This is a genomic window from Streptosporangium sp. NPDC000239 (assembly GCF_040300765.1).
GTDB lineage: Bacteria > Actinomycetota > Actinomycetes > Streptosporangiales > Streptosporangiaceae > Streptosporangium.
On the sequence record NZ_JBEPEI010000024.1, the window covers coordinates 13828 to 34549 of the forward strand.

A 20722-nucleotide genomic window follows, 5' to 3' on the forward strand; every position below is an offset into this window, starting at 1 on the left:
TCGGGAGTACGGTGGCCAGGGCCTGAGGGCCCGGGGCAGGAGAATCCACCCCGGAGCGCAGGCACATATCGGCCGTCCATGGGCAGTAACCGGTTCGGCGCTCGTCGCCACGACCAGTAAGCATCACACAAGACAGGTGAACACCGATGTCGACCAAGGGCGCCGAGGACAGGCGGTGCGAAGAGCGAGGACGGACCGGCCTGTCGGCCAGGGCGGACACGAACATGGAGCGCTTCGCCGCTCTGGTGGCCCGGACGTTGCGGGCACCGGTGGCGCTGGTGTCCCTGGTCGAGGGAGACCGTCAGGTCTTCCCCGGCCTGGCAGGCCTGACAGGACCATGGGCCGAGAGCCGGCAGAGTCCGCTGTCGCACTCGCTGTGCCGGTACGTCGTGACGGACGGCGAACCGCTGGTCCTGACCGACGCCCGCCTCGACGAGCGGGTGCGTGCCGTCCCGGCCGTCGCCGAGCTGGGGATGGTCGCCTACGCGGGGATGCCGCTGACCGACGAGGACGGGCGGGTGCTGGGGTCGCTGTGCGCGGTCGACACCACCGCCCGCCGGTGGACCGACGCGGAACTGACCGACCTGGCCGACCTGGCCGCGGCGTGTTCGAGTGAGTTGCGGCTACGCCTGGCCTCCCGCGCCGCGGAGGACGCCCGCGCGGCCGCGGAGGAGGCACGCGCGACCGCCCAGGCCAACGCCGCGATGCTGCTGCGCGCCTCCCAGGAGATGGCCGAGGCCACCAGCGTCCAGGACGTGCGGCAGCGACTGCGCCACCTGGTGATCGGCGCCCTGGCGCCGCACTACATCGGACTGAGCCTGCTGCGGGACGGCAGGCTGACGCGGGTGCCCGACACGGACGGCCCGCACGAGGTCGAGGAGGTCCTCGGCCAGTACGACACCGAGGCGCCCTTCCCCTCGGCACGGGCGCTGCGCGATCGCCGGATGATCGCCATCCCCAGCCGGGAGGACCTGGCGGCCCGGTACAGCCCCGAGGCGGTGGCCGCGTTCGACTCCCTGGGCCTGACCTCGGCGGTGTGCCTGCCGCTGATCGCCAGCCGCGGCCCGGTCGGCGTGCTCATGGTCGGCTGGAATCGGCACCACCAGCCGGACCTGGTGGAACAGGCGACACTGAACGCGCTGGCCAGCTACACCGCGCACACCGTGGCACGCGCGCTGTTCCTCGGCGAACGCATCACCGTCGCCCGTCAGCTGCAGAGCGCCATGCTGACCGACCTGCCCGCCACGCCCGGACTGGACAGCGCCGCCCTGTACCGGCCCGCCGCCACCGACGACATGGTCGGAGGCGACTGGTACGACAGCTTCCCGCTGCCTGGCGTCGACGGGCCGGTGACGTCCTCCCTGGCGATCACCGTGGGCGACATCACCGGCCACGACATACGGGCCGCCGCCCTGATGGGACAGGTGCGCAGCATGCTTCGCCAGGCCGTACTCGACCACCCCGCGCTCGGGCCCGCGGCCGCGCTGACCGCTCTCGAACACGCCTGCCTGAGCCTGCGACTGCCCGCGACCGGCAGCATCCTGCACGCCCGTCTGGAGCACGGCGCCGCCGGATGGGCGTTGACCTGGTCGAACGCCGGTCACCCGCCTCCGCTGCTGCTCCTGCCCGACCGGAGCACCCGGCGGCTCGACCAGCACGACGTGCTGTTCTATCCGGGTCTCGGCCATCCACCGCGTACCGACCACCGCATGGACCTGGTGCCCGGCTCGACGCTGCTGCTGTACACCGACGGTCTCGTCGACCGGCCCGGCCGGGACGTCGAGCAGGCCATCGGCACCACCCGCGCGTTGCTGGCCGCCCACGGGGAGCGGCCGCTGCCCGAGTTGCTGGAGACACTGGCCGACGAGATGGCCGGGCCGAAGGCCGACGACGACGTCGCCATGCTCGCCGTACGCGTCCCGCTCCGTCCGCATGTCTGAGCCCGGCGGGCACCCGGGGCCGGCGCGGCGCACAGGACGCCCGGATGTGCCTTACCGTGGTCCCAGAGCCGTGTACCGGCAGGGGGCGCCTGTCAGTGGAAGGGAAGCCATGTCGCACCACGCCGACCAGAACGACCAGACGGGGCAGGCGCAGCAGGCCTTCACCGTGGAGGCCGGCGCAGACGGCTATCCGACGATCGTGCACGTGTCCGGTGCGCTGGACTACGACACCTCTCCCGTGCTGGGCGCCGTGATCGACAGGCTGTGGGAGGAGCTGGACGGCGACCACCTGCTGCTGAACCTGGAACGAACCACCTTCTGCGACTCGGTCGGCCTGAGCCGCCTCGTCGCCGCCTTCACCGGTTCCCAGCAGCGGGGGGTGACGCTGCTGCTGGTCGCCCCGCAGCCCTTCATGCGCCACGTCCTTGACCTGACCGGCCTGTCGCGGATCCTGATGATCCGCGACAGCCTCGCCCAGGCGCTCGACGAGGCCCGGGAGCGCTCCACGAACGACCAGGGCCACGTGCCCTCCCTGTGAGGCCCTCGGCTGGCGCCACGCCCGGACCCCGGGTCGCGGGACCGGCTACCCGTGCTGGGGCACCGGCCGCGTGTCGGCGAAGGGGACCGCGGGAAGGGGGAGCGTCACCTCGACCGTGGTGCCCTCCCCGGGGCCGCCGCTGACGAAGCAGAGCCCGCCCAGCTCCGCGGTGCGCTCGCGCATGGAGGTCAGGCCGACACCCGCGCGGCGATCCGGCGCCAGCCCGGCGCCGTCGTCGACGATCAGCAGGCGCAGCGCCTCGGGTTCGCGGCGTAGTTCGACCCGGACGTGGGTGGCGTTCGCGTGCCGCCGGACGTTGGTCAGCGCCTCCTGCGCGATCCGGTAGACGGCCACCTCGACGGCGGCGGGCAGGTCGTCCAGCTCGCCCTCGACGCTCACTTCGGTGACGGGCCCCTCGGGGGTGGCGGGTCCGGCGAGCGCCCGTACGGCGGCGGCGAGCCCGAGGTCGTCGAGGGCGGGCGGGCGCAGGCCGTAGACGAGCTGCCTGATGTCGCCGGTGACCGAGTCCATGCCGGAGCGCAGCTCACGCAGCAGCCCGTCGGCGGCGTCGGGGGAGGTCTTCAGGCTGAGGCGGGCCATGTTGATGGTCATGGCCAGCCCGCTGAGCGTCTGCCCGAGGCCGTCGTGCAGGTCACGGCGCAACCGCCGCCGTTCCTCCTCCCTGGTGCTCAGGATGCGCTCCCGGGAACGTTGCAGGTCGGCCGACATCCGCAGCGCGTGCGCCACGTCGGCCGCGTAGGGGACCAGCGTGGCCAGCACCCGCTCGTCGTGCGCGGCGGGGAAGCGGCGCGGGGTCGGCGGTCCGACCAGCAGCCGCCCCACCCGCTCGCCGTGCCAGACCAGCGGCACCTCACGGGGAGCCTCACCGATCTGCCCGCTGGTCGCGCTCGCCACGCCGACCCGCTGTCCCGGCTCGCCGCCGGTCACCTCGACCGTGACCCCCTGTACGGCCAGGCCCTCACGCAGCACGCCGATCACCGACGCCAGCGCCTGCGCCGGATCCCCCCGGCGTACCTCCTGGACCAGCCGTTCCGCGAGCACACGCGGGTCGCCGACCGGACCGTAGAGCAGGCGGTCGATGGACCGTTGCAGCGCCCGGCGCAACGGCTGGAAGAACGCGCCGGTGAACAGGGCCGCGGCGAGCCCGGCGATCTGGTCGAGGCCGGAGACCAGCAGGCTCGACAGCGCGGCCACGCCGAAGTAGACCCCACCGACCACGGCCAGCAGCCCCGCCGCGACGAAGGTCCGGCTGACGATGGTGTCGATGCCGTACAGCCGGTAGCGCATCACCGAGAACAGCAGCGCGACCGGGATGAGCATCGCCCACAGGATCGACAGCCAGGTCAGCTCAGGCGCGGCGACGCCGACGAACATGAACACGATGTACCCGGCGAACGCCAGCAGCGGCCAGCCGATCTGCCGCCTGACCTCCGGGTCCGCCCCGCGGAAACGCAGCAGCATGGACAGCGCCGCCAGCGGCAGCGTCGCCAGGATCCCCGTCCAGTTCACCACCAGCATCGTCTGGTGGTACGGCGCCAGCTCGGGAATCTGCAGCGGGTTGTGGATGACCGCAGGGAACAGGTAACCCTCAAGTGGCGGGTCGGGCCGGATGAACTGGCGGGTGGTCTCGGCGACGGTGGACACCACGCCGAGCAGCACCACCGCCCGCCAGCGCCGCGAGGGCAGCCTGCCGTCCGGGGAGTACAGCGGCAGCAGCATCTCCAGCGCGAGCCCGGAGACCCCCCAGCCCAGATACACCGCGAACCTCAGGAACCCCGCGAGCGTGAGGTTCCCGTGCGAGGCGGTCAGCAGCATCATCGCCTGGCAGAAGTCGTGTACGGCGCCGCCGAGCCCGCCCAGGCACATCAGCCACGCCAGCTTGAGCCTGGGCCGGTGCGCGATGAGGAACGCGCCGACCGCGGGGAAGGTCACCCCCGCCGCCGTCAGCGGCGTGACGGTCTCGGGCGACTTCCACTCCTCGGGGAGGGTCGCGTAGATCCATATGGCCGCGGTCACGAGCAACGGAGACACCACGGCCAGGACGACGGTGACCGCCCTGGCTGCCCACGCCATCCCACTCCCGCTTTCCGGCGCCTGTTTTCGCCTGACCCTAGTGTGCCTTTGGGGCGGTACAAAGGTCACGATTCACCACCATTGTGGCAGGGGCGTTATCAATGGAAGCGCCGGATTTCACACTGATGACCGCCAGCTCGTTCACACGACGACGGGAATGAGATACAAACTCTCAGTGATCCCGATCGATGGCACTGATCCTCGGCGAATCGGTCCGTACCACATCATGGGCAGATTGGGAGCGGGCGGCATGGGGGTCGTGTACGCCGGTCTTGCCCCGGACGGTGCTCGTGTCGCGGTCAAGCTCGTCCACGACTCCCTCGCCGGAGACCCGGAGTTCCGGATGAGGTTCGCGCGGGAGATCTCCGTCCTCACCCGGGTACGGGGCCTGTGCACCGCGCGGATCCTCGAATCCGACGCGGACGCGGTACGCCCCTGGCTGGCCGCCGAGTACGTGCCGGGGCGGACGCTGGGCGACCACGTCCGGGCCGACGGCCCCCTGACGGGAGATCAGTGGTTCGGCCTCATGGTGGGACTGGCCGAGGCGCTGGTCGCGGTCCACGCCGTGGACGTCGTGCACCGTGACATCAAGCCCTCCAACGTGATCCTCGCGCCGAACGGCCCCAAGCTCGTGGACTTCGGGATCGCGCGGGCCCTCGACGGGACGTCCGTGACCCGCACCGGGGCTCTGGTCGGCACCCCCGGCTGGTTGAGCCCGGAGGAGTACCGCAGCACGTCGGCAGGACCGGCCGCCGACGTCTACGGCTGGGGACTGCTCGCCGTGTACGCGGCGACCGGCAGACCGCCCTACGGCACGGCCCGTCCCGAGGTCCTCGCGCTCAGGGTCCTCAACGACCCGGTGGACACCTCCGAAGTCCCCGAACCCCTGCGCGAGCTGGTCGGCAGAGCACTGGCCAAGGACCCGGCGTCGCGGCCCTCCGCGCGGGAGATCCTGGCGGAGGCGTCGCAGGCGTGGCGGATCGACGGGGCCGACGAACTGACGACACGGCTCGACCACACCTGGGTGCTTCCCGTCGAGGACGTCCCCTGGCGGGAGCGGGACAGCGGCCGCCGCCGGGGCGTGATGGCCGGTGTCGCGGCCGTCGCCGTTCTGGGGGTGGGGGCTGTGGTCCTCTGGTCTCTGCCGGACGGGGCCGGCCTGTTCGCCTCGCCCACTTTCGTCGCCACCCCGCCGCGATCCACCCCTCCGTCCACTCCGTCCGCCTCGACGCCTCTTTCGATACCGCCCTCGACGGCCCCGGTGTCGTCTTCGATGTCACCCTCGACGACCCCGGCCACCCCGGCGCGGCCGGAAGTGCCGAAGACGACCGCCGAACTCGCCGCCGCCCTCGACCTGGCGTTGACCATGACCCCGGCGGCGAGCTTCTCCTTCGAAGGAGGATTCACCCAGAGCGACACTGTTGCGAAGGCGACCGGTCGGGTGGTGAACCATACCGTCCACACCGGCCGCGACGATTTCGACCTCCAGACCGCAGGTGGCGGAGGCTCGGAAGTCCGTCACATCGTCGTCCGCGGCGGTGACCTCTATCCAGGCAAGGAGGAACTGTCGGACCTGGAGGCGGCCACTCCCAAGTGGACCGCGCTCATGGTCGCGGGAACCGCCGGGCCGTCCGTCATCGGCGAGGTGGTGGCCAATTCCACTCGGATGGAGCGTAAAGGACACACTTACTCGGGAACTCTGGCCATCGACAGAACGAGTGGGCGCCTGCGAGAGCTCTTCAGCTTCTGGGTGGACGGGGATGTCGCTGAGAAAAGCCCTCGTTCGTACATCACCTACCGGCTGACCACCGACTCGCACAACAGGCCGAAGGTGTTCGACCTCGTTTGGTGTTTCCCCACCGGAAGCGCCGGCATCTACAGGTCGAACTTCACCACGACCTACAGCGACTGGCGCTCGGCCGAATGACCTTCAGGTACGGCCGACGCCCGAGCACTCGGTGGTGACGGGTGCGGTGCGAATAGGGGATGGCCCTTCTCGTAGGCGAGGTGCGCCCTACCGGGATCCCCCCTCCCCAGATGGCCCAAGGTATCCACTCGGATGCTTCTTGCCGCTGGGTATGGTTCGCGTGTTTTCAGCGGCGCGGGCTGATCGGGCCTGACCCGTAGGCGGTGACCAGGAGTTGGGCTCCGTCGCGGTCATGGGTCCTCACCGTGGCCGCTCGGCGAGTTCGGCGCCGGACAGGTCGCGCGCCACCAGGACGCTCAGGACCGTGATCCGTTCGGTGAGGCGACAGGAGCCCGCAGAAGGTCCCGCCAGTCGGCGGGCCAGTTGGCCAGTGCGAGAACGCCCATGATGAGGAGGTGGGTGGGCGCGGCCCAGCTTTCCACCGCCGGGTCGTGGTTGACGATGTGGGTGGTGACCGCGCCGGTGAGCACGAACATCAGCGTTGTGGCGCCCAGGAAGCGCGTTCGCCGGTTGGGGATCACGAGCAGGACGGCGGCGGCACCTTCCAGGGCGCCGACCACGAAGCGCATCCAGGAGGGGTAGCCCCAGTCGGCGAACTTCACGGAGTACGCCGTGCTGAATATCGTGTCTCCCGGCCAGTACTTGGTCACGGCGCCCAGCATGAACTGAAGGGCTATGAACCAGTACAGGCCAGTCTTCGGGTGTTTCGACATGTGCTCTCCCCTTTCGGGGGCAGGTCAGACCTCCGCGTTGCCGGAGGCGTCTTTTCTCTTCGCTGGGATCGCGACACGCCCCGCGCCGGGGTGCAGCCGTCCGGGACGGCGGCGCGTGGTCCACCGTCCCGGGCTTGGCGCAGAAGGTCGCGGTCACTCCGCGTAGGGCTGGTCCGTTCCCCGGGGGCTGTAGCCGAGACTCCAGACGTAGCCGTCCGGGTCGGCGAAGGTGCCGCCGTACCCGCCCCACGGCAGGGCACCGGCGGGCTTGAGGACTGTGGCGCCGGCCTTCTCGGCCTCCGCCATGATCTCGTCGACCCGCGCCTCACCACGGACGACGTAGGTCAGGACCAGTCCGCTGAAGCCGCTGCCCTCAGGGCTTGTGCCCACCTGGTCGGCCAGGCCCTCGCGACCGTAGAAACCGACGGGCGAGGCGCCGTCCGACTCGAAGAACACCGAGATGCCGTAGTCGTTCTTGATCTTCCAGCCGAGTCCCTCCGTGTAGAACCGCTTGGCCCGGTCCATGTCCCGGACTCCGAGAAGGATCGAGCTGACGTGCGCTTTCATGCCTTGCTCCCTGTGCGTGGGGTGGTGTGCGCCGGCGGGCCGGACATCCGGGCCGGGGCCCGGATGTCACATCGGCGTGCGTTCACCGGTCAATTGGTATGACAGGCACGGACGGAGGAATGTGACAGATGGCTGAGCAGGACTGGCTGAGCGAGCGGTTCGCCGAGCACCAGAACCGCCTGTACGCGGTGGCCTATCGGATGCTCGGCTCCTCGACCGAGGCCGAGGACGCGGTGCAGGAGGCCTGGCTGCGGGTCGGCCGCGCCGAAACCGGCCAGGTGGAGAACCCGGCCGGTTGGCTGACCACCGTCGTCGCCCGGGTCTGCCTGAACATGCTGGAGACGCGCCGGGCCCGGCGTGAGGAGTCGGCCGGGGCGCTGCCGCCAGAACCGGCCGAACCGCGACCGAGCACCCACCCGGTCGGCCAGGCCACCCCCGAGGAGGAGACGCTTCTGGCCGATTCGGTCGGTGTCGCGCTGATGGTGGTGCTGGACACGCTGACTCCCGCCGAGCGGCTCGCGTTCGTCCTGCACGACGTCTTCGCCGTGTCGTTCACCGAGATCGGCGCCATCCTCGACCGCTCCCCGGCGGCGGCCCGGCAACTCGCGAGCCGGGCCCGGCGCCAGGTGCGGGGAACGGCCGACGCCTCCGACGCCGCGCGATCGGCGAAGCGGGAGATCGTCGAGGCGTTCCTCGCCGCGGCCAGAGGAGGGGACTTCACCGCCCTGGTCGAGTTGCTCGATCCGGAGGCCGTGGCCATAGAGATCCGCGGCGCCGAAGCGGTGGCGGCGTTCTTCGCCGGACGGGCCCAGGCCGCCAGGCTCGCCCTGGTCGACGGCGTCCCGGCGGCCGTCTGGTCACACCGGGGCCGGCCGAAGGCCGTCATCACGTTCACCGTCCACGACGGGAAGATCACCCGCATCGCCGTCGAAACCGATCCGGACCGGCTCCGCGACCTCGACATCGTCCATCTCCTGGCCGGTGACGAGGAGCGGCGTTGACCGGCGTCCGGTCAGGGCGCGGAACGCCGTTTTCGGGGAGGGGGGTCAGCGGTTCGGGCTGATCAGGCCCGACTCGTAGGCGATGATCACGAGTTGGGCTCTGTCTCGGGCGTGGAGTTTCGCCAGCAGCCGTCCGATGTAGGTCTTCACCGTGGCCGGTGACAGCTGTAGCCGCTCGGCGAGTTCGGTGTTGGACATGCCGCGCGCCACCAGGGTCAGGACCTCCCGCTCCCTTTCGGTCAGGAGCTGGAGTTCGCGGGTCAGCACCGGGGGCCGCTCGGGGGAGCGGGCGAACTCGGCGATCAACCGGCGGGTGACGGTCGGGGCGAGGAGCCCCTCTCCCCGGGCGACGAGGCGGATCGCGTCGCACAGTTCCGCGGGCCGGGTGTCCTTGAGCAGGAACCCGCCCGCCCCGGCGCGCAACGCGGCGTACACGTGGGAGTCCAGGTCGAACATGGTCAGGATCAGGACCCGCACCCCCTGGGTCTCCGGCGTCCCGCAGATCCGCCTGGTGGCCTCGATGCCGTCCATCGTCGGCATGCGCACGTCCATGAGCACGATGTCGGGCAGGTGGGCGAGGGCGAGTTCGACGGCCTCCGCGCCGGTGCCCGCCTCCGCGACGACGGTCATCTCGGGCTCGTTCTCGATCAGCGCCCGGAAACTGCCCCGCAGCAGGGCCTGGTCGTCGGCGACGAGCACCCGGATCGGCTCGGTCACAGCGCCTCTTCGTAGCGCAGGGTCGCGTTCACCTGGAATCCCCCATCCGGCAGCGGCCCCGCGGCGAACCGCCCGCCGTACATCGTGACCCGCTCCCGCATGCCGATGATGCCGTGTCCCGGGGAGGTCGCGGGAGACGGGGCGCCGTGGCCGTCGTCCGTCACCTCGATCGTCACGACCCCCCGCCCGGCCAGGACGTTCACCCGGCAGCGGGCCGGGGCCGCGTGCTTGACGACGTTCGTCACGGCCTCCTGGACGATCCGGTAGGCGGCGAGCTCGACGGGTTCCGGGAGGTCGTCCCCGCCCTCGACCGACAGTTCGACGTCCACCCCGGCCATGGCGGCCCGCTCGGCGAGTTCGGTGAGGCCGCCGAGGGTCGGCACGGGGGCCGGTCCGGTGTCCTCCCGGAGCACCCCGAGCAGCCTGCGCGTCTCGGTGAGCGCCTGCCTGCTCGTCGCCTCGATGACCCGCAGCGCGTCGAGAGCCTCCTCCGGCCGGTTCCGCGCCAGGTGGTTGGCGACGCTCGCCTTGACCGCGATCAGCCCCATCCCGTGGGTCATCACGTCGTGCAGCTCACGGGCGATCCGCAGCCGCTCGTCGACCAGCACCTGGTGCTCACGCTGCCGTTCCAGGCGTGCCTCCTGGTCACGGCGTTCACGCACGTTGAGCGCCCACCGCCAGGCACCCCCGAGCAGCGGCAGGGCCAGGACGTACCACCACGCGCCGCCGGGGAGCGGCAGGTCACCGACGGCGGCGGCGACCACCGTCGCGGCGGCGGCGCAGGCCATGGCCCGTGCCGCGAGTTCCCTGCGGGCGCCGAGTGTCAGCGTGTACAGGGCGCAGGCCGTGGCGACGAACGGGTCCCACAGCAGGCCGAGCGCGGCGGCGGGGGCCGAAAGCGCCACGATCACGATGAACGCCCCGAACGGCCGGTACCGCCTGAGCGCGAGCGGTACGGCGATCGCGGCGGCGACGGCCAGTGAGACCGGGAGCCGCCACGGGGACCCGGTCTGGTCCATGAGCAGGTTGCCCGCGAGACCGATGTCCACGGTCAGGAGCGCGACGGCCGTCATGACATCGGCGGCGACCTGACGGCGGGTGGGCTTCTCTGCGGGCATGACCGGTACGGTAACGCGCCGCCGAACCAGGACACATCCACCCAGGGAGGATCATCCCTGGGGATGAACGACAGCCCTGGGGCTGACCGGGAAGTGTCCACGGAGGGCTGATCCGCCCCGGGGGGACGCGGTGCGATCGTCGGGCCATGCCAACCGACCACAGCTTCCCCGGCCGCCGGATCAGCGCGGTCTCCATGATCGTCGGACCCCTGCTCCTGCTGGCGGGGGCGTTGACGCGGGTGCCGTTCCCCTTCTCCTTCACCGAGCAGCTGGCGGCCGTACAGCGGGCTCCCGGCCTGGTGATCGGCGGCTACACCGCGTTCCTGGCGGGCAACGTGCTGATGTGGCCCGCCGTCGTCACGCTGGCCCGCGGGATCGGGCGGACCCATCCCATGTGGGCCGCGTGGGGCGGGGCGTTCGTCATCTTCGGGCTGTTCGAGCGCACCTTCCACGCCGGGATCAACCAGACCGCGTTCCGGCTGGTGCTGCGGCGCGGCCTGGACTCCGCGACGGCCTTCGTCCAGGACTCCTACCAGGACACCCATCTGTTCAGCTACCTGTCGTTCACGATCATGTTCGGCTGGTACGTCCTGGCCTTCGGCGCCTACCGCAGCCGGGTCCTCGGCCTGACCGGCTCGATCGCGCTCGCCTCGATGGGGACGGTGCCGCTCGGCGTGCTCAAGGGGACGGACGCGTTCACGATCGCCGGGACCCTGGGGTTGTGCGTGGCGTTCCTGCCGCTGGGGTTCAGGCTCGTGCGTGAGGGGCCGAGGCCGAGCCGCCGCTCCGTCCTGCTCACCCTGCTCGGCACGGCGGTCGTCGGCCTGCTCGCCTACGCGAGCACCCTCGGCTGAGCCACTCGAACGCCGTTCTCACCCGTTGTTAGACTCCCGGAATGCGGATTCCTGGAGACGAACAGATTCGCGCGCTCCACGAGAAGTACGCGCCCACGCGGGAGGCGTTCGAGCTCGTCTTCACCCACTGCGAAATCGTGTGCGGCATCGCCGAGCAGATTCTCGCGCGTACCGGATCCGACCTCGACAGGGACCTTGTGCGGGCGGGAAGCCTGCTTCACGACATCGGGGTCTACCGGCTTTACGGCGCCGACGGAGAACTCGATCACACACGTTACGTACGGCATGGCGTGCTCGGTCACGAACTCCTCCGTGAGGAGGGATTCCCTGAGGAGATCTGCCGCTTCTGCTCCTGCCACACCGGAGTGGGGATCAGCCGGGACGACGTGCGGAACCAGGGGCTTCCCATCCCCGTCGCCGACTATGTCGCCGAGTCGGGTGAGGAGAGACTGGTGATGTACGCCGACAAGTTCCACAGCAAGTCCACCCCGCCCACATTCGTCTCCGCCGCGTCCTACGCCACCCGGGTCCGGCGCTTCGGCGAGGACAAGGTCGTCGTGTTCAAGGCGATGTGTGAAACCTTCGGCGTTCCCGATCTCACGCCTTTCACCACGGCCTACGGGTGCGCCGTGGTCTAGGAGGGCGGGCGTACGGCAGGGCGGCCTCTCCCGTCTGACGAGGTCGTGGTCCCGTCAGGAGAGCCGGGGGTGATCCCACTCGGAGGCCTCCAGCGGGGTGGCCGTCTCCACGGGGACGACCAGCCCGGCCCTCCCGCGTGACCCGCCGGGGCCCGTGGGGTCGCCGACGCGCAGCAGGACCCTGGCGGGCTCCCCCAGAACCTCCTCGGGCACCTCGTACAGGGCGAGGGTCAGGGCCGGGTCGCGGGGGTCCTCCGCCGAGGCGACCAGCGGCAGTCCGGTCTCGGCGACGTAGCGGTCCCAGCCGAGGGACTCGATGGCGCACCTGCGGACCTCGGCGTCCTTCTCCGCCGCGATGGCCTCGCAGTTCGGGGCCTCGATCACCCACTTCGGAACGCGGGTGCCGTGCCAGGCGTAGAGCGTGTGCCCGTCGGGCCAGGAGAGCGCGGGCCCGTTCTCGCAGTGGAGCCGCAGGTCGCCGTCACGCCGGATCGCGACGGGACGTCCAGACATGACGACCGCGCCGGCCAGGGGGATCCACCAGCCGAGCCTGCGGGTCACCTCCGCCAGCGCGTCCAGGCGTTCGTCGGATCCCGCCCCGGCCACACGCAGGGCGGAGGTGTAGAACGCGATCCAGTAGGCGTCCCTCCAGATGTCCTTGGCCCCCCACACGTACCTGGACGGATCGGATCCGGCCCGGTCACCCAACTGGCTCAGGAGCTGCCCCCGTAACTGGGCGCGGAGCTGCCCCCACAGCGGCTCCCAGAGCCGGGCGCGGAGCTGACATCGGAGCCGGTCCAAGAGCCGCTGCCCGAGCCGGTCCCTGAGCCGGCCCTCCAGGCACTCCTTGAGCCGGTTCTCGAAGTGCCCACAGCGGACGATGGAGCCGCCAAGGGCGGAGACCATCGGGAAACAACCGGGTGGCGAGTCCACCCACACCTTGAGAAGGGGCGGCTCCAGGCCGACCAGCGCGTACATCTCGCGCACCGCCCGCTCCGCCTCGCCCCTGTCGACGGGGCGGGTGGACAGGCCGTCGCGCATCCACTGGTCACGGATACCGGCGACGAGGGTCTCGTGCTCGGCGGTGAGGACGCCCTCGAAGGGGGGCAGGGGTGTGCCGCTCATCTGCAGTCGGTCATCCATCTCGGAGAGTCGCTCAGGACGATCGGTGACACCGCCGGTCCGGACTTCTCGTCGGCCGCCTCCGGACGCGTTCGCCGGGTCGAAGGAGCCGGGCGAAACACGAAGCGTGCCGGCGCTCTTCTTCGAGCGGCTCGGTCCGGAGGGGAAACCTGCGTTGTTCCGATGCCGTCAGGGTCACCGAACATTCTTGCGAGCCACTTGGAACCCGCTGGAGGACATTCTTGCGAGCCACTTGGAAGCCGCTGGTGTCACGGAAGTCGCCGGTCGGGGCGCCGGATCTCAGTCGCGGTGTGGTGCCCGCGGTTTCAGAGGGGCGAGGTGGCGGCCGACGGCACGGGCCAGTGTCTCGACGTCACCGTCGGGCTCGGGCTGCACGTTTCCCTCGACGAGCAGGCTGGCCAGGCCGTGCATCATCGCCCATGTGGCGACGGCGGCGGTCCAGTCGGTCGAGCCGTCCGGCATGGTGGTGCCGCTCAGCCACTGGTGCCAGGCCCGGTCGCGGGCGGCCACGAAGTCGGGGTCACGGCTGTTGAGCAGGTCGGGGACGCGCATGACCGCGAAGTGGGCGGGGTGGGCGGTGGCGAAGAGGACGTAGGCGACGCCCTGCTCGACGAGTCCGCCGGTGACCCGGACCCGTTCCAGCTCGTCGGCCAGCAGGTGGTAACCCTCGACTGCGATCGCGGTGAGCAGGCCGGCCTTGTTGCGGAAATGGTGAGTGGGAGCGGCATGGGAGACGTCCGCCCGGCGGGCGATCTCGCGAAGGCTCAGCGCGACCGGCCCGTCCTTCGTGACGGCCTCCAGCGCGGCGTCCAGCAGGGCCCGCCGCAGGTCCCCGTGATGATAGGACTGCTTACTCACGGCGATCAGCCTACCGGGGCCGCCTGAACGCCGTAATGCCCCCCTCAGGGCTGCGGACCTGCTCAATCATCGGCCGGGCGGCCGCCCCGGGTCCCGGTTCTCGCGGGAACCCCACGACGCGGGCCGCCTCCGGGATCACGGCTTCGCCGGTCCCGTTCGGCTCCCTTCGGCGGCCGGAGAAGAACCGGGACGAGGGCCGCGTGGCCCGCCGTGCCGGACGGCTCGCCGTACGGGCTCGGGGCCGGGCGGACATCGGCCCCGGAATGACCCACCTCAATCTTGCCGTTGCCAAGATTGAATCCGCGTCGTATCTTGTCGATGTCAAGTTCGGCATCGGGGGGCCGGCCGGCAGGGGTGGTGCCGGCGGATCCCACGACGGCCTCGGCCGGGGGCCGGCCTGCTCAAACGGTGGTCTCGACAGACCGGTGAGCGGACCGGTGCCGACGCCGCTCACCCGGAGCCGAACCCGGACGGTGAGCCGTTCGCGTCCGTCGTGGACGACGCGGACCAAGATCGAGCGAAGACGATGGGGAAACGTGGACATGCAGGCTGTCAACGGGGGAAACCGGTTCGATGAGGATCGTCACGTCCTGCGGGACGTCGCCACGGCGACGCTGGCGAGGGCCGTGAGCGGACCGGGCGAGGCGGAACCACGGGCGGAGGGAGGGGCCGTCCCCGGCTGGGAGATCCAGCAGGGCGAGCCCTGGACCTACGTGACACCGCAGAGCGCGGTGACCCGCCCGCAGGGCTGGAAACTCCACGTCTCGGCGACGCCGCTGTCGGCGCCGCTGGTGCTGGCGCGGGTGGTGGAGGTGCTGGCCCGTCACCGCTGCTCGTTCAAGTTCGCCGCCACGCTCACGGAACTGAGCGGACTCGTCTCCCGTGACCAGAACCGCGGGTCGATGGGCAAGTTCGTCACGGTCTACCCGCCCGACGACGAGGCCGCCGTGGCGATCGCCGAGGAACTGCACACCGCCACGTACGGTCTGCCGGGCCCGCCGATCCTGTCCGACCGCGCCTACCGGCCCGGCAGCCTGGTGCACTACCGCTTCGGGGTGTTCTCCGCCCTCAGCGAGCTCGACAACGACGGCACCTACGCCTCCCGGCTGACCGCCCCCGACGGCACCCCGGTGACCGACGAACGCAACGCCTGGTACTCCCCGCCCGCGTGGGCGCCCTGCCCCTTCGAGTCGGGACAGGCGACGGTCAGGACCACCGCGCCCGAGGCGGTCCTGCTGGCGGACCGGTTCGTGGTGCGCCAGGCCCTCCGGCACAGCGCCAAGGGCGGGGTGTTCCTGGCGGAGGACCGCACCGACGGCGGCATGGTCGTGATCAAGCAGGCCCGCCCCCACCTCGGCGCCTCGATCGACGGACGCGACGAACGCGATCTGCTGCGTCACGAGGCCCGCATGCTGGAACTGTTCGGGCCGCTGGGGGTCACCGCACGCGAGGTGGCGCTGTTCGAGACCGGCGGCAACCTGTTCCTCGCGCAGGAGCACCTCACCGGGACCCCGCTCAGCGCCTGGGTCAACGAGCGGCGCCCTTCCCTGCCCGGCGCGGAGTGGCGTAAGACGGTGGTCGGCCTGGCGCGGAGGATGACGGCGCTGGTCTCGACGGTCCACGAACAGGGATACGTGCTGCGCGACCTGACGCCGAACAACGTCATGGTCCTCCCCGACGACGAGTGCCTGCTGATCGACCTGGAGATGGCCGCTGTGCCCGGCACGCCGGTCGGCCGGGCCTACACACCCGGTTACGCCCCGCCCGAGCAGGTGCGGGCCGCCCACTACGGCCCCGCGCCCGATGCCACGGTCGACCTGTTCGCGCTGGGAACGACCCTGTTCTTCCTGGCCACCGGCTGCCAGCCGTCGGTTCCCGAGGACCTGTCCCCCGAGGTCAGGCCGTGGGAGTCCCGGCTGCGCACGCTGCTGAGCGTGGTGACCGCCGACGACGCGACGGCGACCGCGCTGGCGCCGATGATCCTGGGACTGATGAGGGAGGAGCCCTCCCTGCGCTGGGACCTGACCCGGGTGCGGGCGTTCCTGGACGAGATGGCCGACGGGGCCGGGCCGTCTCTCTCCGCGGGGGGCGCCTACCGCCTGAGCGTGGCCGACCAGGATCGTCTGCTCGGGGACGGGCTCGCCCACGTCCTGCGGACGATATCGCCGTCCGGACCCGGGGGCGGTGTGACGCGGCGCGGTTCCCTGTGGCCCGTCACCGGGTTCGGCACGACCGCCGACCCGTGCGCCCTGCAGTACGGCTCGGCCGGGGTGCTCACCCTGCTCGCCGCCGTGGTGGATCCCGAGCTTCCGTCGTCCTCCGAACCGGGTACGGGCGGTGACCTACTGGCGGGCTCACGCGAGGACCTGACGGCGGGGCTGCGGCAGGTGGCGGACTGGACCGTGCGCCGCCTGGCCGGTGAGCCGCGGCCCTCGCCGGGGCTGTACTTCGGCCGGGCGGGCATCGCGTGGAGCCTGTACGAGGCGGGCCGCGCGCTCGACGACGCCTCCCTGCGAGCCCGGGGGCTCGACATGGCCCGGGGCCTGCCGGACGACTGGCCGAACCCGGACATCTGTCACGGCCTCGCCGGAACGGGACTGGCCCTGCTGCACTTCTGGCACGCCACCGGTGACACCGAGTTCCGCGACAAGGCGGACAGATGCGCCGACGCCCTGCTGAAGGTGGCCCAGCGCACCCCGGAGGCCGTGCTGTGGCGCATTCCCCCGGACTTCGACTCCGCACTGGCGGGAGTGCTGCACTACGGCTTCGGCCACGGCGTGGCCGGGATCGGGGCCTACCTGCTGGCGGCGGGAACCGCGCTCGGCCGGGACGACTGCCTGGAGACCGCCGTGGCGGCGGGGGAGACCCTGCTGGCCGCGGCCATCCGCCAGGACGACGCCGCCTGGTGGGCCGAGAGCCCCGGCGGCGTGGCCCGCAAAACCCACTGGTGCAGCGGCTCCTCCGGGGTGGGAACGTTCCTGGTCCGGTTGTACGCGGCCACCGGCGAACCGCGCTTCCGTGACGCGGCCGAGGCCGCCGCGGTGGCCGTGCACTCCGGCCGCCTGCACATGGGTACGGCCGCCTGCCACGGGCTGGCCGGTGACGGGCAGTTCCTCCTGGACATGGCCGACCTGCTCGACGAGCCCGCCTACCGCGAGCGGGCCGAGGAACTGGCCGCGTGCCTGTGGGCACGCGCCATGCTCCGCGACGGGCTGCTGGTCGTGGCCGACGAGAGCGGGCACGAGGTGAGCCTCGGCTGGAACACCGGCATGGCGGGTGTGCTGGACTTCCTGCTGAGACTGCGCCACGGTGGGCCACGCCCCTGGATGGCGGACGAGCCGAAGGGCGTTCCGGTGCCCGTGGCGGCCACGGGCCGGGCGCGATGAAACTCGGCACGGCGGACGCCGGCCGTACGGCGGCAGGCCTCGCGACCGGAGCCGACCGCCTTCCCGACGTCCGCCGGATCAACTTCCGCTTCTCCGGGCGCGGCCGGTACCTCGCCTGCCTGGCCGACCACGGTCACGGCCGCCTCGCCCCCGAGATGTGGGACCTGACCGACACCGGGCGGGAATCCCGGGAGCTGCGCGTCCGCGACGAGCAGACGCCGATGACGGTGCCGGTCGCCACCGACGACGGGCACCTCCTGCTCTGCCACATCGGCACCGAGGGCGTGCACCGCGTCCTGCTCGCCGTCCCCTCCCGGGACGGCGGGCGGCCCGAGGAGCACGAACTGGGCACCGTCCTCGGCAACGGCCTCGGGGTCGTCGCGGGGCCAGGTGGGGGAACGGCGGCCGTGGCCTTCGCGACCGGCGTCGAGCAGAGCAGGGTGCTGCGCCTGTCCGGCAGGCCCGAACCGCCCGAGCTGGTCACCGTACTGCCGGACCTGGTCGGCGGAGGGGTCTGGCTCGACGAGAACGGCACACGCCTGGCCGTTCGCTCCAGGACGGGGGCGAGCACGGCGGTCCTGGACCTGGCGCGCGGCGCCCTCGAACCCCTGACCGGATTGTCCGGCGACGAGCACCTGCTGCTGGCCGCGCCCCGTACGGGTGTGCTGCTCACCGCCGCCCGGCGCGACGGCGTGTACCGGCTCGGCGTGCGTCTCCTGCACGACGAGGGGCCCACCGTCTTCCCCGACCGGCTGAACGCGATCGAGGGCGGCGTGACACCACTCGCCCTGTCTCCTGACGGGCGACGGCTGGCCCTGGCGGTCACCCGCCGCGCCCGCTCCCACCTCCTGCTGCACGACCTGGTCGGGGACGTCACGGAGGAGAGCGGCCTGCCGGGCGGGACGCTGTTCCCCCTGGCGCACTGGGGCGACACCCACCTGCACCTGATCCACACCACGCCCGACCGGCCCCCCGGCCCGATCACCGTGTCCCGGCGGGCACACCGGATCCCGTCCGTCCCCGAACCGTCCCGGCACCGCTGGGCCGGTGCCCGCGTCCACACCTATGACGGTCCCGCCGGAGCCATCGAGGCCGTCGTGTACGGCGAGCCGGCCACCGCCGCGCAGGTCGTGATCGCCCTGCACGGCGGCCCCGAGGCGGCCTGGCAGCTCGGCTTCGACCCGTTGTTCCAGAGCCTGGCCGCCGAAGGGGTCGCGGTGGTCGCCCCCAACCAGCGCGGCAGCACCGGATACGGCGCCGCCCACCGCGACGCGATCCAGGGCGTGTGGGGCGGCCCCGACCTGGCCGACGTCCTCCACCTGGGGCGCGCCCTGGGCGCCGCCCGAGGGCCGCTCCTGGAGCGACCGGCGCTGTACGGCGCCAGCTACGGGGCCTACCTGGCGCTGCTGGCCGCCGCCGCGCGGCCGGAGCTGTGGGCCCGTGCCGCGGTCGTCGCCCCGTTCCTGTCCGGGCGGGAGCTGTACGAGGACGGGCCCCCCACGGTGCGTACGATGCTCGACCGGCTCGGCGGCCGCGAGGAGATCCACGACGACCTCGGGCCCCGCGACCTGCTGCGGCTGGCCGACCGCCTGCGAACGCCCCTGCTCATCGTCCACGGCGAACGGGACCCGATCATCCCCGTCTCCCACTCCCGGCGCCTGCGCGACCGGCTGCTCCGGAGCCGCCACCACGGTGTGGGCCCGGCCTACCTGGAGATCCCCGGTGCGGGCCACGACCCGCTCTCCGAGAGCGACGGGAAGGTCGTCCGCGACGGCCTCGTCGGCTTCCTGCGCACCGGGACGCCCCCGTCCGCCTAGCCGGCGTGGACGGGGCCACAGCCCCGGCCGGCTCGGGTGCTCCCACGGGCTCGCCCGGTGGAGGAACCCGGGACCGGCCGGTACGGAGGGCCGCCGCCGTCGAAGGCGGCCGGCCCTGACGACCAACAACAAAGAAGGGAAAACGATGGAACTCGACATCACCGCTCTGGACCTGCTCTCCGCCGAGGAGGAGTCCCAGCTCTACCCGTGCAGGAACACCTGCTACCCGCGCACCTGTAGCTACACCTGCGAGTACACCTTCGGGTAAGGCCTCCCTCGCACTAATCGGCACCGGAACCACCGAATCAGTAGAGAGGCATCGCCATGGAACTCGACATCACCGCCCTGGACCTGCTCCCCGCCGCCGCGGAGGAGTCCCAGCTCTACCCGTGCAAGGGGACCTGCCCGAACACCTGCGCCGGCCACACCTGCTGGGAAACCTCCTTCTGAGGCCGTTCGTCCTCGTGTGGTCGCCGGGTGTCCGGCGTGTTCCGAGGACGGTCCTGACGGTGCCGTGCCCGGGTGTCGGCCCGGGCGCGGCCCCTTCCGGCGCGGTGGTGTTCACGCGACGCCGCCGGAGAAGGTGCGCCTTCGCGCCGGACATCTCCCAGAGAACAGCAAGAAAGGCAGAAGTCATGGAACTCGACATCACCGCCCTGGACCTGCTCCCCGCCGAGGAGTCCTCGCTGCAGCTGTGCGAGATCTCCTGCAGCGTCACCTGCCACGGCCGCACCTGCATGGTCACCTCCGCCTGAGGCCGTCCGTCCTCGTGTGGCCGCCGGGTGTCCGGCGTGTTCCGAGGACGGTCCTGACGGTGCCGTGCCCGGGCACCGGCCTGGGCGCGGCCCCTTCCGGCGCGGTGGTGTTCACGCGACGCCGCCGGAGAAGGTGCGCCTTCGCGCCGGACATCTCCCAGAGAACAGCAAGAAAGGCAGAAGCCATGGAACTCGACATCACCGCTCTGGACCTGCTCCCCGCCGAGGAGTCCCCCCTCTACGTGTGCACGGTGACCTGCGCCAGGACCTGCAGCATCGGCGGCACCTGCCGGGTCACCAGCAGCTGACGCCTCTCCTCGCTCCGAGAGAGCGGGAAAGAGGCGGGCACCCGCGGACCTTGACGGCGACCGGAGAGAAAGGAGGAGAAGGCGATGGACCTCGACGTCACGGCCCTGGACATGCTCCCCGAGAGGGAGGAGTCCCGGCTGTACCCGTGCAACCACTCCTGTGAGTACACCTACCACTGCCAGCTCAGCTGCGAGGGCACCAACCGGTGACACCTCCTCCCCAGCGGGAGGAACGCGAGGAGATCGCGGATCTCCGAGGCGAAGGAACGTCACGGACCATCCCCGGAGTCCGCACCTCCAGAAGGACACCGCGGGCGTGTCCACGCCCGCGGTGATTCCGACCACGGA

At 71.6% G+C, this 20722-nt stretch carries 20 protein-coding genes; 13 read left to right on the forward strand and 7 right to left on the reverse strand.

Going from position 1 to position 20722, the window contains the following annotated elements; all coding sequences use genetic code 11:
• Positions 1-146 precede the first annotated feature (146 nt).
• Both ABT340_RS37305 and ABT340_RS37310 read left to right on the forward strand, forming a co-directional pair.
• A complete protein-coding gene (locus ABT340_RS37305) occupies positions 147-1940 on the forward strand; it encodes a SpoIIE family protein phosphatase (protein WP_352015628.1) in 1794 nt (597 codons plus the stop codon).
• A 109-nt stretch (positions 1941-2049) separates the two neighbouring features.
• Positions 2050-2478 carry an STAS domain-containing protein gene (locus tag ABT340_RS37310; protein ID WP_352015629.1) on the forward strand — a complete coding sequence of 143 codons (429 nt, stop codon included), beginning with the start codon at positions 2050-2052 and terminating at the stop codon, positions 2476-2478.
• Positions 2479-2523: 45 nt separating this feature from the next.
• Here the strand turns inward: ABT340_RS37310 and ABT340_RS37315 are convergent, their stop codons facing one another.
• Entirely contained in the window at positions 2524-4572 is a 2049-nt protein-coding gene (locus ABT340_RS37315; protein WP_352015630.1) for a sensor histidine kinase, read from the reverse strand.
• A 226-nt stretch (positions 4573-4798) separates the two neighbouring features.
• Between ABT340_RS37315 and ABT340_RS37320 the strand changes: the two genes are divergently transcribed.
• Positions 4799-6499, forward strand: coding sequence for a serine/threonine-protein kinase (locus ABT340_RS37320; RefSeq protein ID WP_352015631.1), 1701 nt, complete (start codon positions 4799-4801; stop codon positions 6497-6499).
• Between the two features lie 296 nt (positions 6500-6795).
• Here ABT340_RS37320 and ABT340_RS37325 read toward each other — a convergent pair whose 3' ends face one another.
• Together ABT340_RS37325 and ABT340_RS37330 are read right to left on the reverse strand one after the other, a co-directional pair.
• Positions 6796-7212, reverse strand: coding sequence for a DoxX family protein (locus tag ABT340_RS37325; protein ID WP_352015632.1), 417 nt, complete (start codon positions 7210-7212; stop codon positions 6796-6798).
• 153 nt (positions 7213-7365) lie between these two features.
• Positions 7366-7779: a VOC family protein gene (locus ABT340_RS37330; RefSeq protein WP_352015633.1), complete on the reverse strand. Its 414-nt coding sequence runs from the start codon at positions 7777-7779 to the stop codon at positions 7366-7368.
• A gap of 128 nt (positions 7780-7907) precedes the next feature.
• Here ABT340_RS37330 and ABT340_RS37335 point away from each other — a divergent pair, with 128 nt between their 5' ends.
• Positions 7908-8780: a sigma-70 family RNA polymerase sigma factor gene (locus ABT340_RS37335; protein ID WP_352015634.1), complete on the forward strand. Its 873-nt coding sequence runs from the start codon at positions 7908-7910 to the stop codon at positions 8778-8780.
• Positions 8781-8825: 45 nt separating this feature from the next.
• Here the strand turns inward: ABT340_RS37335 and ABT340_RS37340 are convergent, their stop codons facing one another.
• Entirely contained in the window at positions 8826-9497 is a 672-nt protein-coding gene (locus ABT340_RS37340; protein ID WP_352015635.1) for a response regulator, read from the reverse strand.
• On the reverse strand, positions 9494-10615 hold the full coding sequence (locus tag ABT340_RS37345; RefSeq protein ID WP_352015636.1) for a sensor histidine kinase: 1122 nt from the start codon (positions 10613-10615) through the stop codon (positions 9494-9496). The genes ABT340_RS37340 and ABT340_RS37345 overlap by 4 nt, the downstream gene beginning before the upstream one ends.
• 146 nt (positions 10616-10761) lie before the next feature.
• On the opposite strand from ABT340_RS37345, the gene ABT340_RS37350 reads away from it, so the two are divergent.
• Positions 10762-11469 carry a hypothetical protein gene (locus ABT340_RS37350; RefSeq protein WP_352015637.1) on the forward strand — a complete coding sequence of 236 codons (708 nt, stop codon included), beginning with the start codon at positions 10762-10764 and terminating at the stop codon, positions 11467-11469.
• Between the two features lie 41 nt (positions 11470-11510).
• Positions 11511-12107, forward strand: coding sequence for an HD domain-containing protein (locus ABT340_RS37355; RefSeq protein ID WP_352015638.1), 597 nt, complete (start codon positions 11511-11513; stop codon positions 12105-12107).
• A 54-nt stretch (positions 12108-12161) separates the two neighbouring features.
• On the opposite strand, the gene ABT340_RS37360 is transcribed toward ABT340_RS37355, so the two are convergent.
• Positions 12162-13250 (reverse strand): DUF6745 domain-containing protein, encoded by a 1089-nt coding sequence (locus ABT340_RS37360; RefSeq protein ID WP_352015639.1) that lies wholly within the window; start codon positions 13248-13250, stop codon positions 12162-12164.
• A gap of 279 nt (positions 13251-13529) precedes the next feature.
• The gene (locus ABT340_RS37365) at positions 13530-14108 is read right to left on the reverse strand and encodes a TetR/AcrR family transcriptional regulator (protein WP_352015640.1); all 579 of its coding nucleotides are present in this window, start codon (positions 14106-14108) and stop codon (positions 13530-13532) included.
• Between the two features lie 542 nt (positions 14109-14650).
• On the opposite strand from ABT340_RS37365, the gene lanL reads away from it, so the two are divergent.
• The 7 genes from lanL to ABT340_RS37400 all read left to right on the forward strand — a co-directional run bounded on the left by lanL (position 14651) and on the right by ABT340_RS37400 (position 20584).
• On the forward strand, positions 14651-17494 hold the full coding sequence (lanL, locus tag ABT340_RS37370; RefSeq protein WP_352015641.1) for a class IV lanthionine synthetase LanL: 2844 nt from the start codon (positions 14651-14653) through the stop codon (positions 17492-17494).
• Complete coding sequence (locus ABT340_RS37375) at positions 17491-19311, forward strand: alpha/beta hydrolase family protein (RefSeq protein ID WP_352015642.1); 1821 nt, start codon at positions 17491-17493, stop codon at positions 19309-19311. Before lanL ends, ABT340_RS37375 begins: the two co-directional genes overlap by 4 nt.
• Positions 19312-19456: 145 nt before the next feature.
• Complete coding sequence (locus tag ABT340_RS37380; protein ID WP_352015643.1) at positions 19457-19579, forward strand: ALQxL family class IV lanthipeptide; 123 nt, start codon at positions 19457-19459, stop codon at positions 19577-19579.
• Positions 19580-19635: 56 nt separating this feature from the next.
• On the forward strand, positions 19636-19761 hold the full coding sequence (locus ABT340_RS37385) for a hypothetical protein (RefSeq protein ID WP_352015644.1): 126 nt from the start codon (positions 19636-19638) through the stop codon (positions 19759-19761).
• A gap of 185 nt (positions 19762-19946) precedes the next feature.
• Positions 19947-20066: an ALQxL family class IV lanthipeptide gene (locus ABT340_RS37390; protein WP_352015645.1), complete on the forward strand. Its 120-nt coding sequence runs from the start codon at positions 19947-19949 to the stop codon at positions 20064-20066.
• Between the two features lie 185 nt (positions 20067-20251).
• Positions 20252-20374, forward strand: a complete 123-nt coding sequence (locus tag ABT340_RS37395; protein WP_352015646.1) for an ALQxL family class IV lanthipeptide — start codon at positions 20252-20254, stop codon at positions 20372-20374.
• 84 nt (positions 20375-20458) lie between these two features.
• Positions 20459-20584, forward strand: coding sequence for an ALQxL family class IV lanthipeptide (locus ABT340_RS37400; RefSeq protein WP_352015647.1), 126 nt, complete (start codon positions 20459-20461; stop codon positions 20582-20584).
• Positions 20585-20722 lie beyond the last annotated feature (138 nt).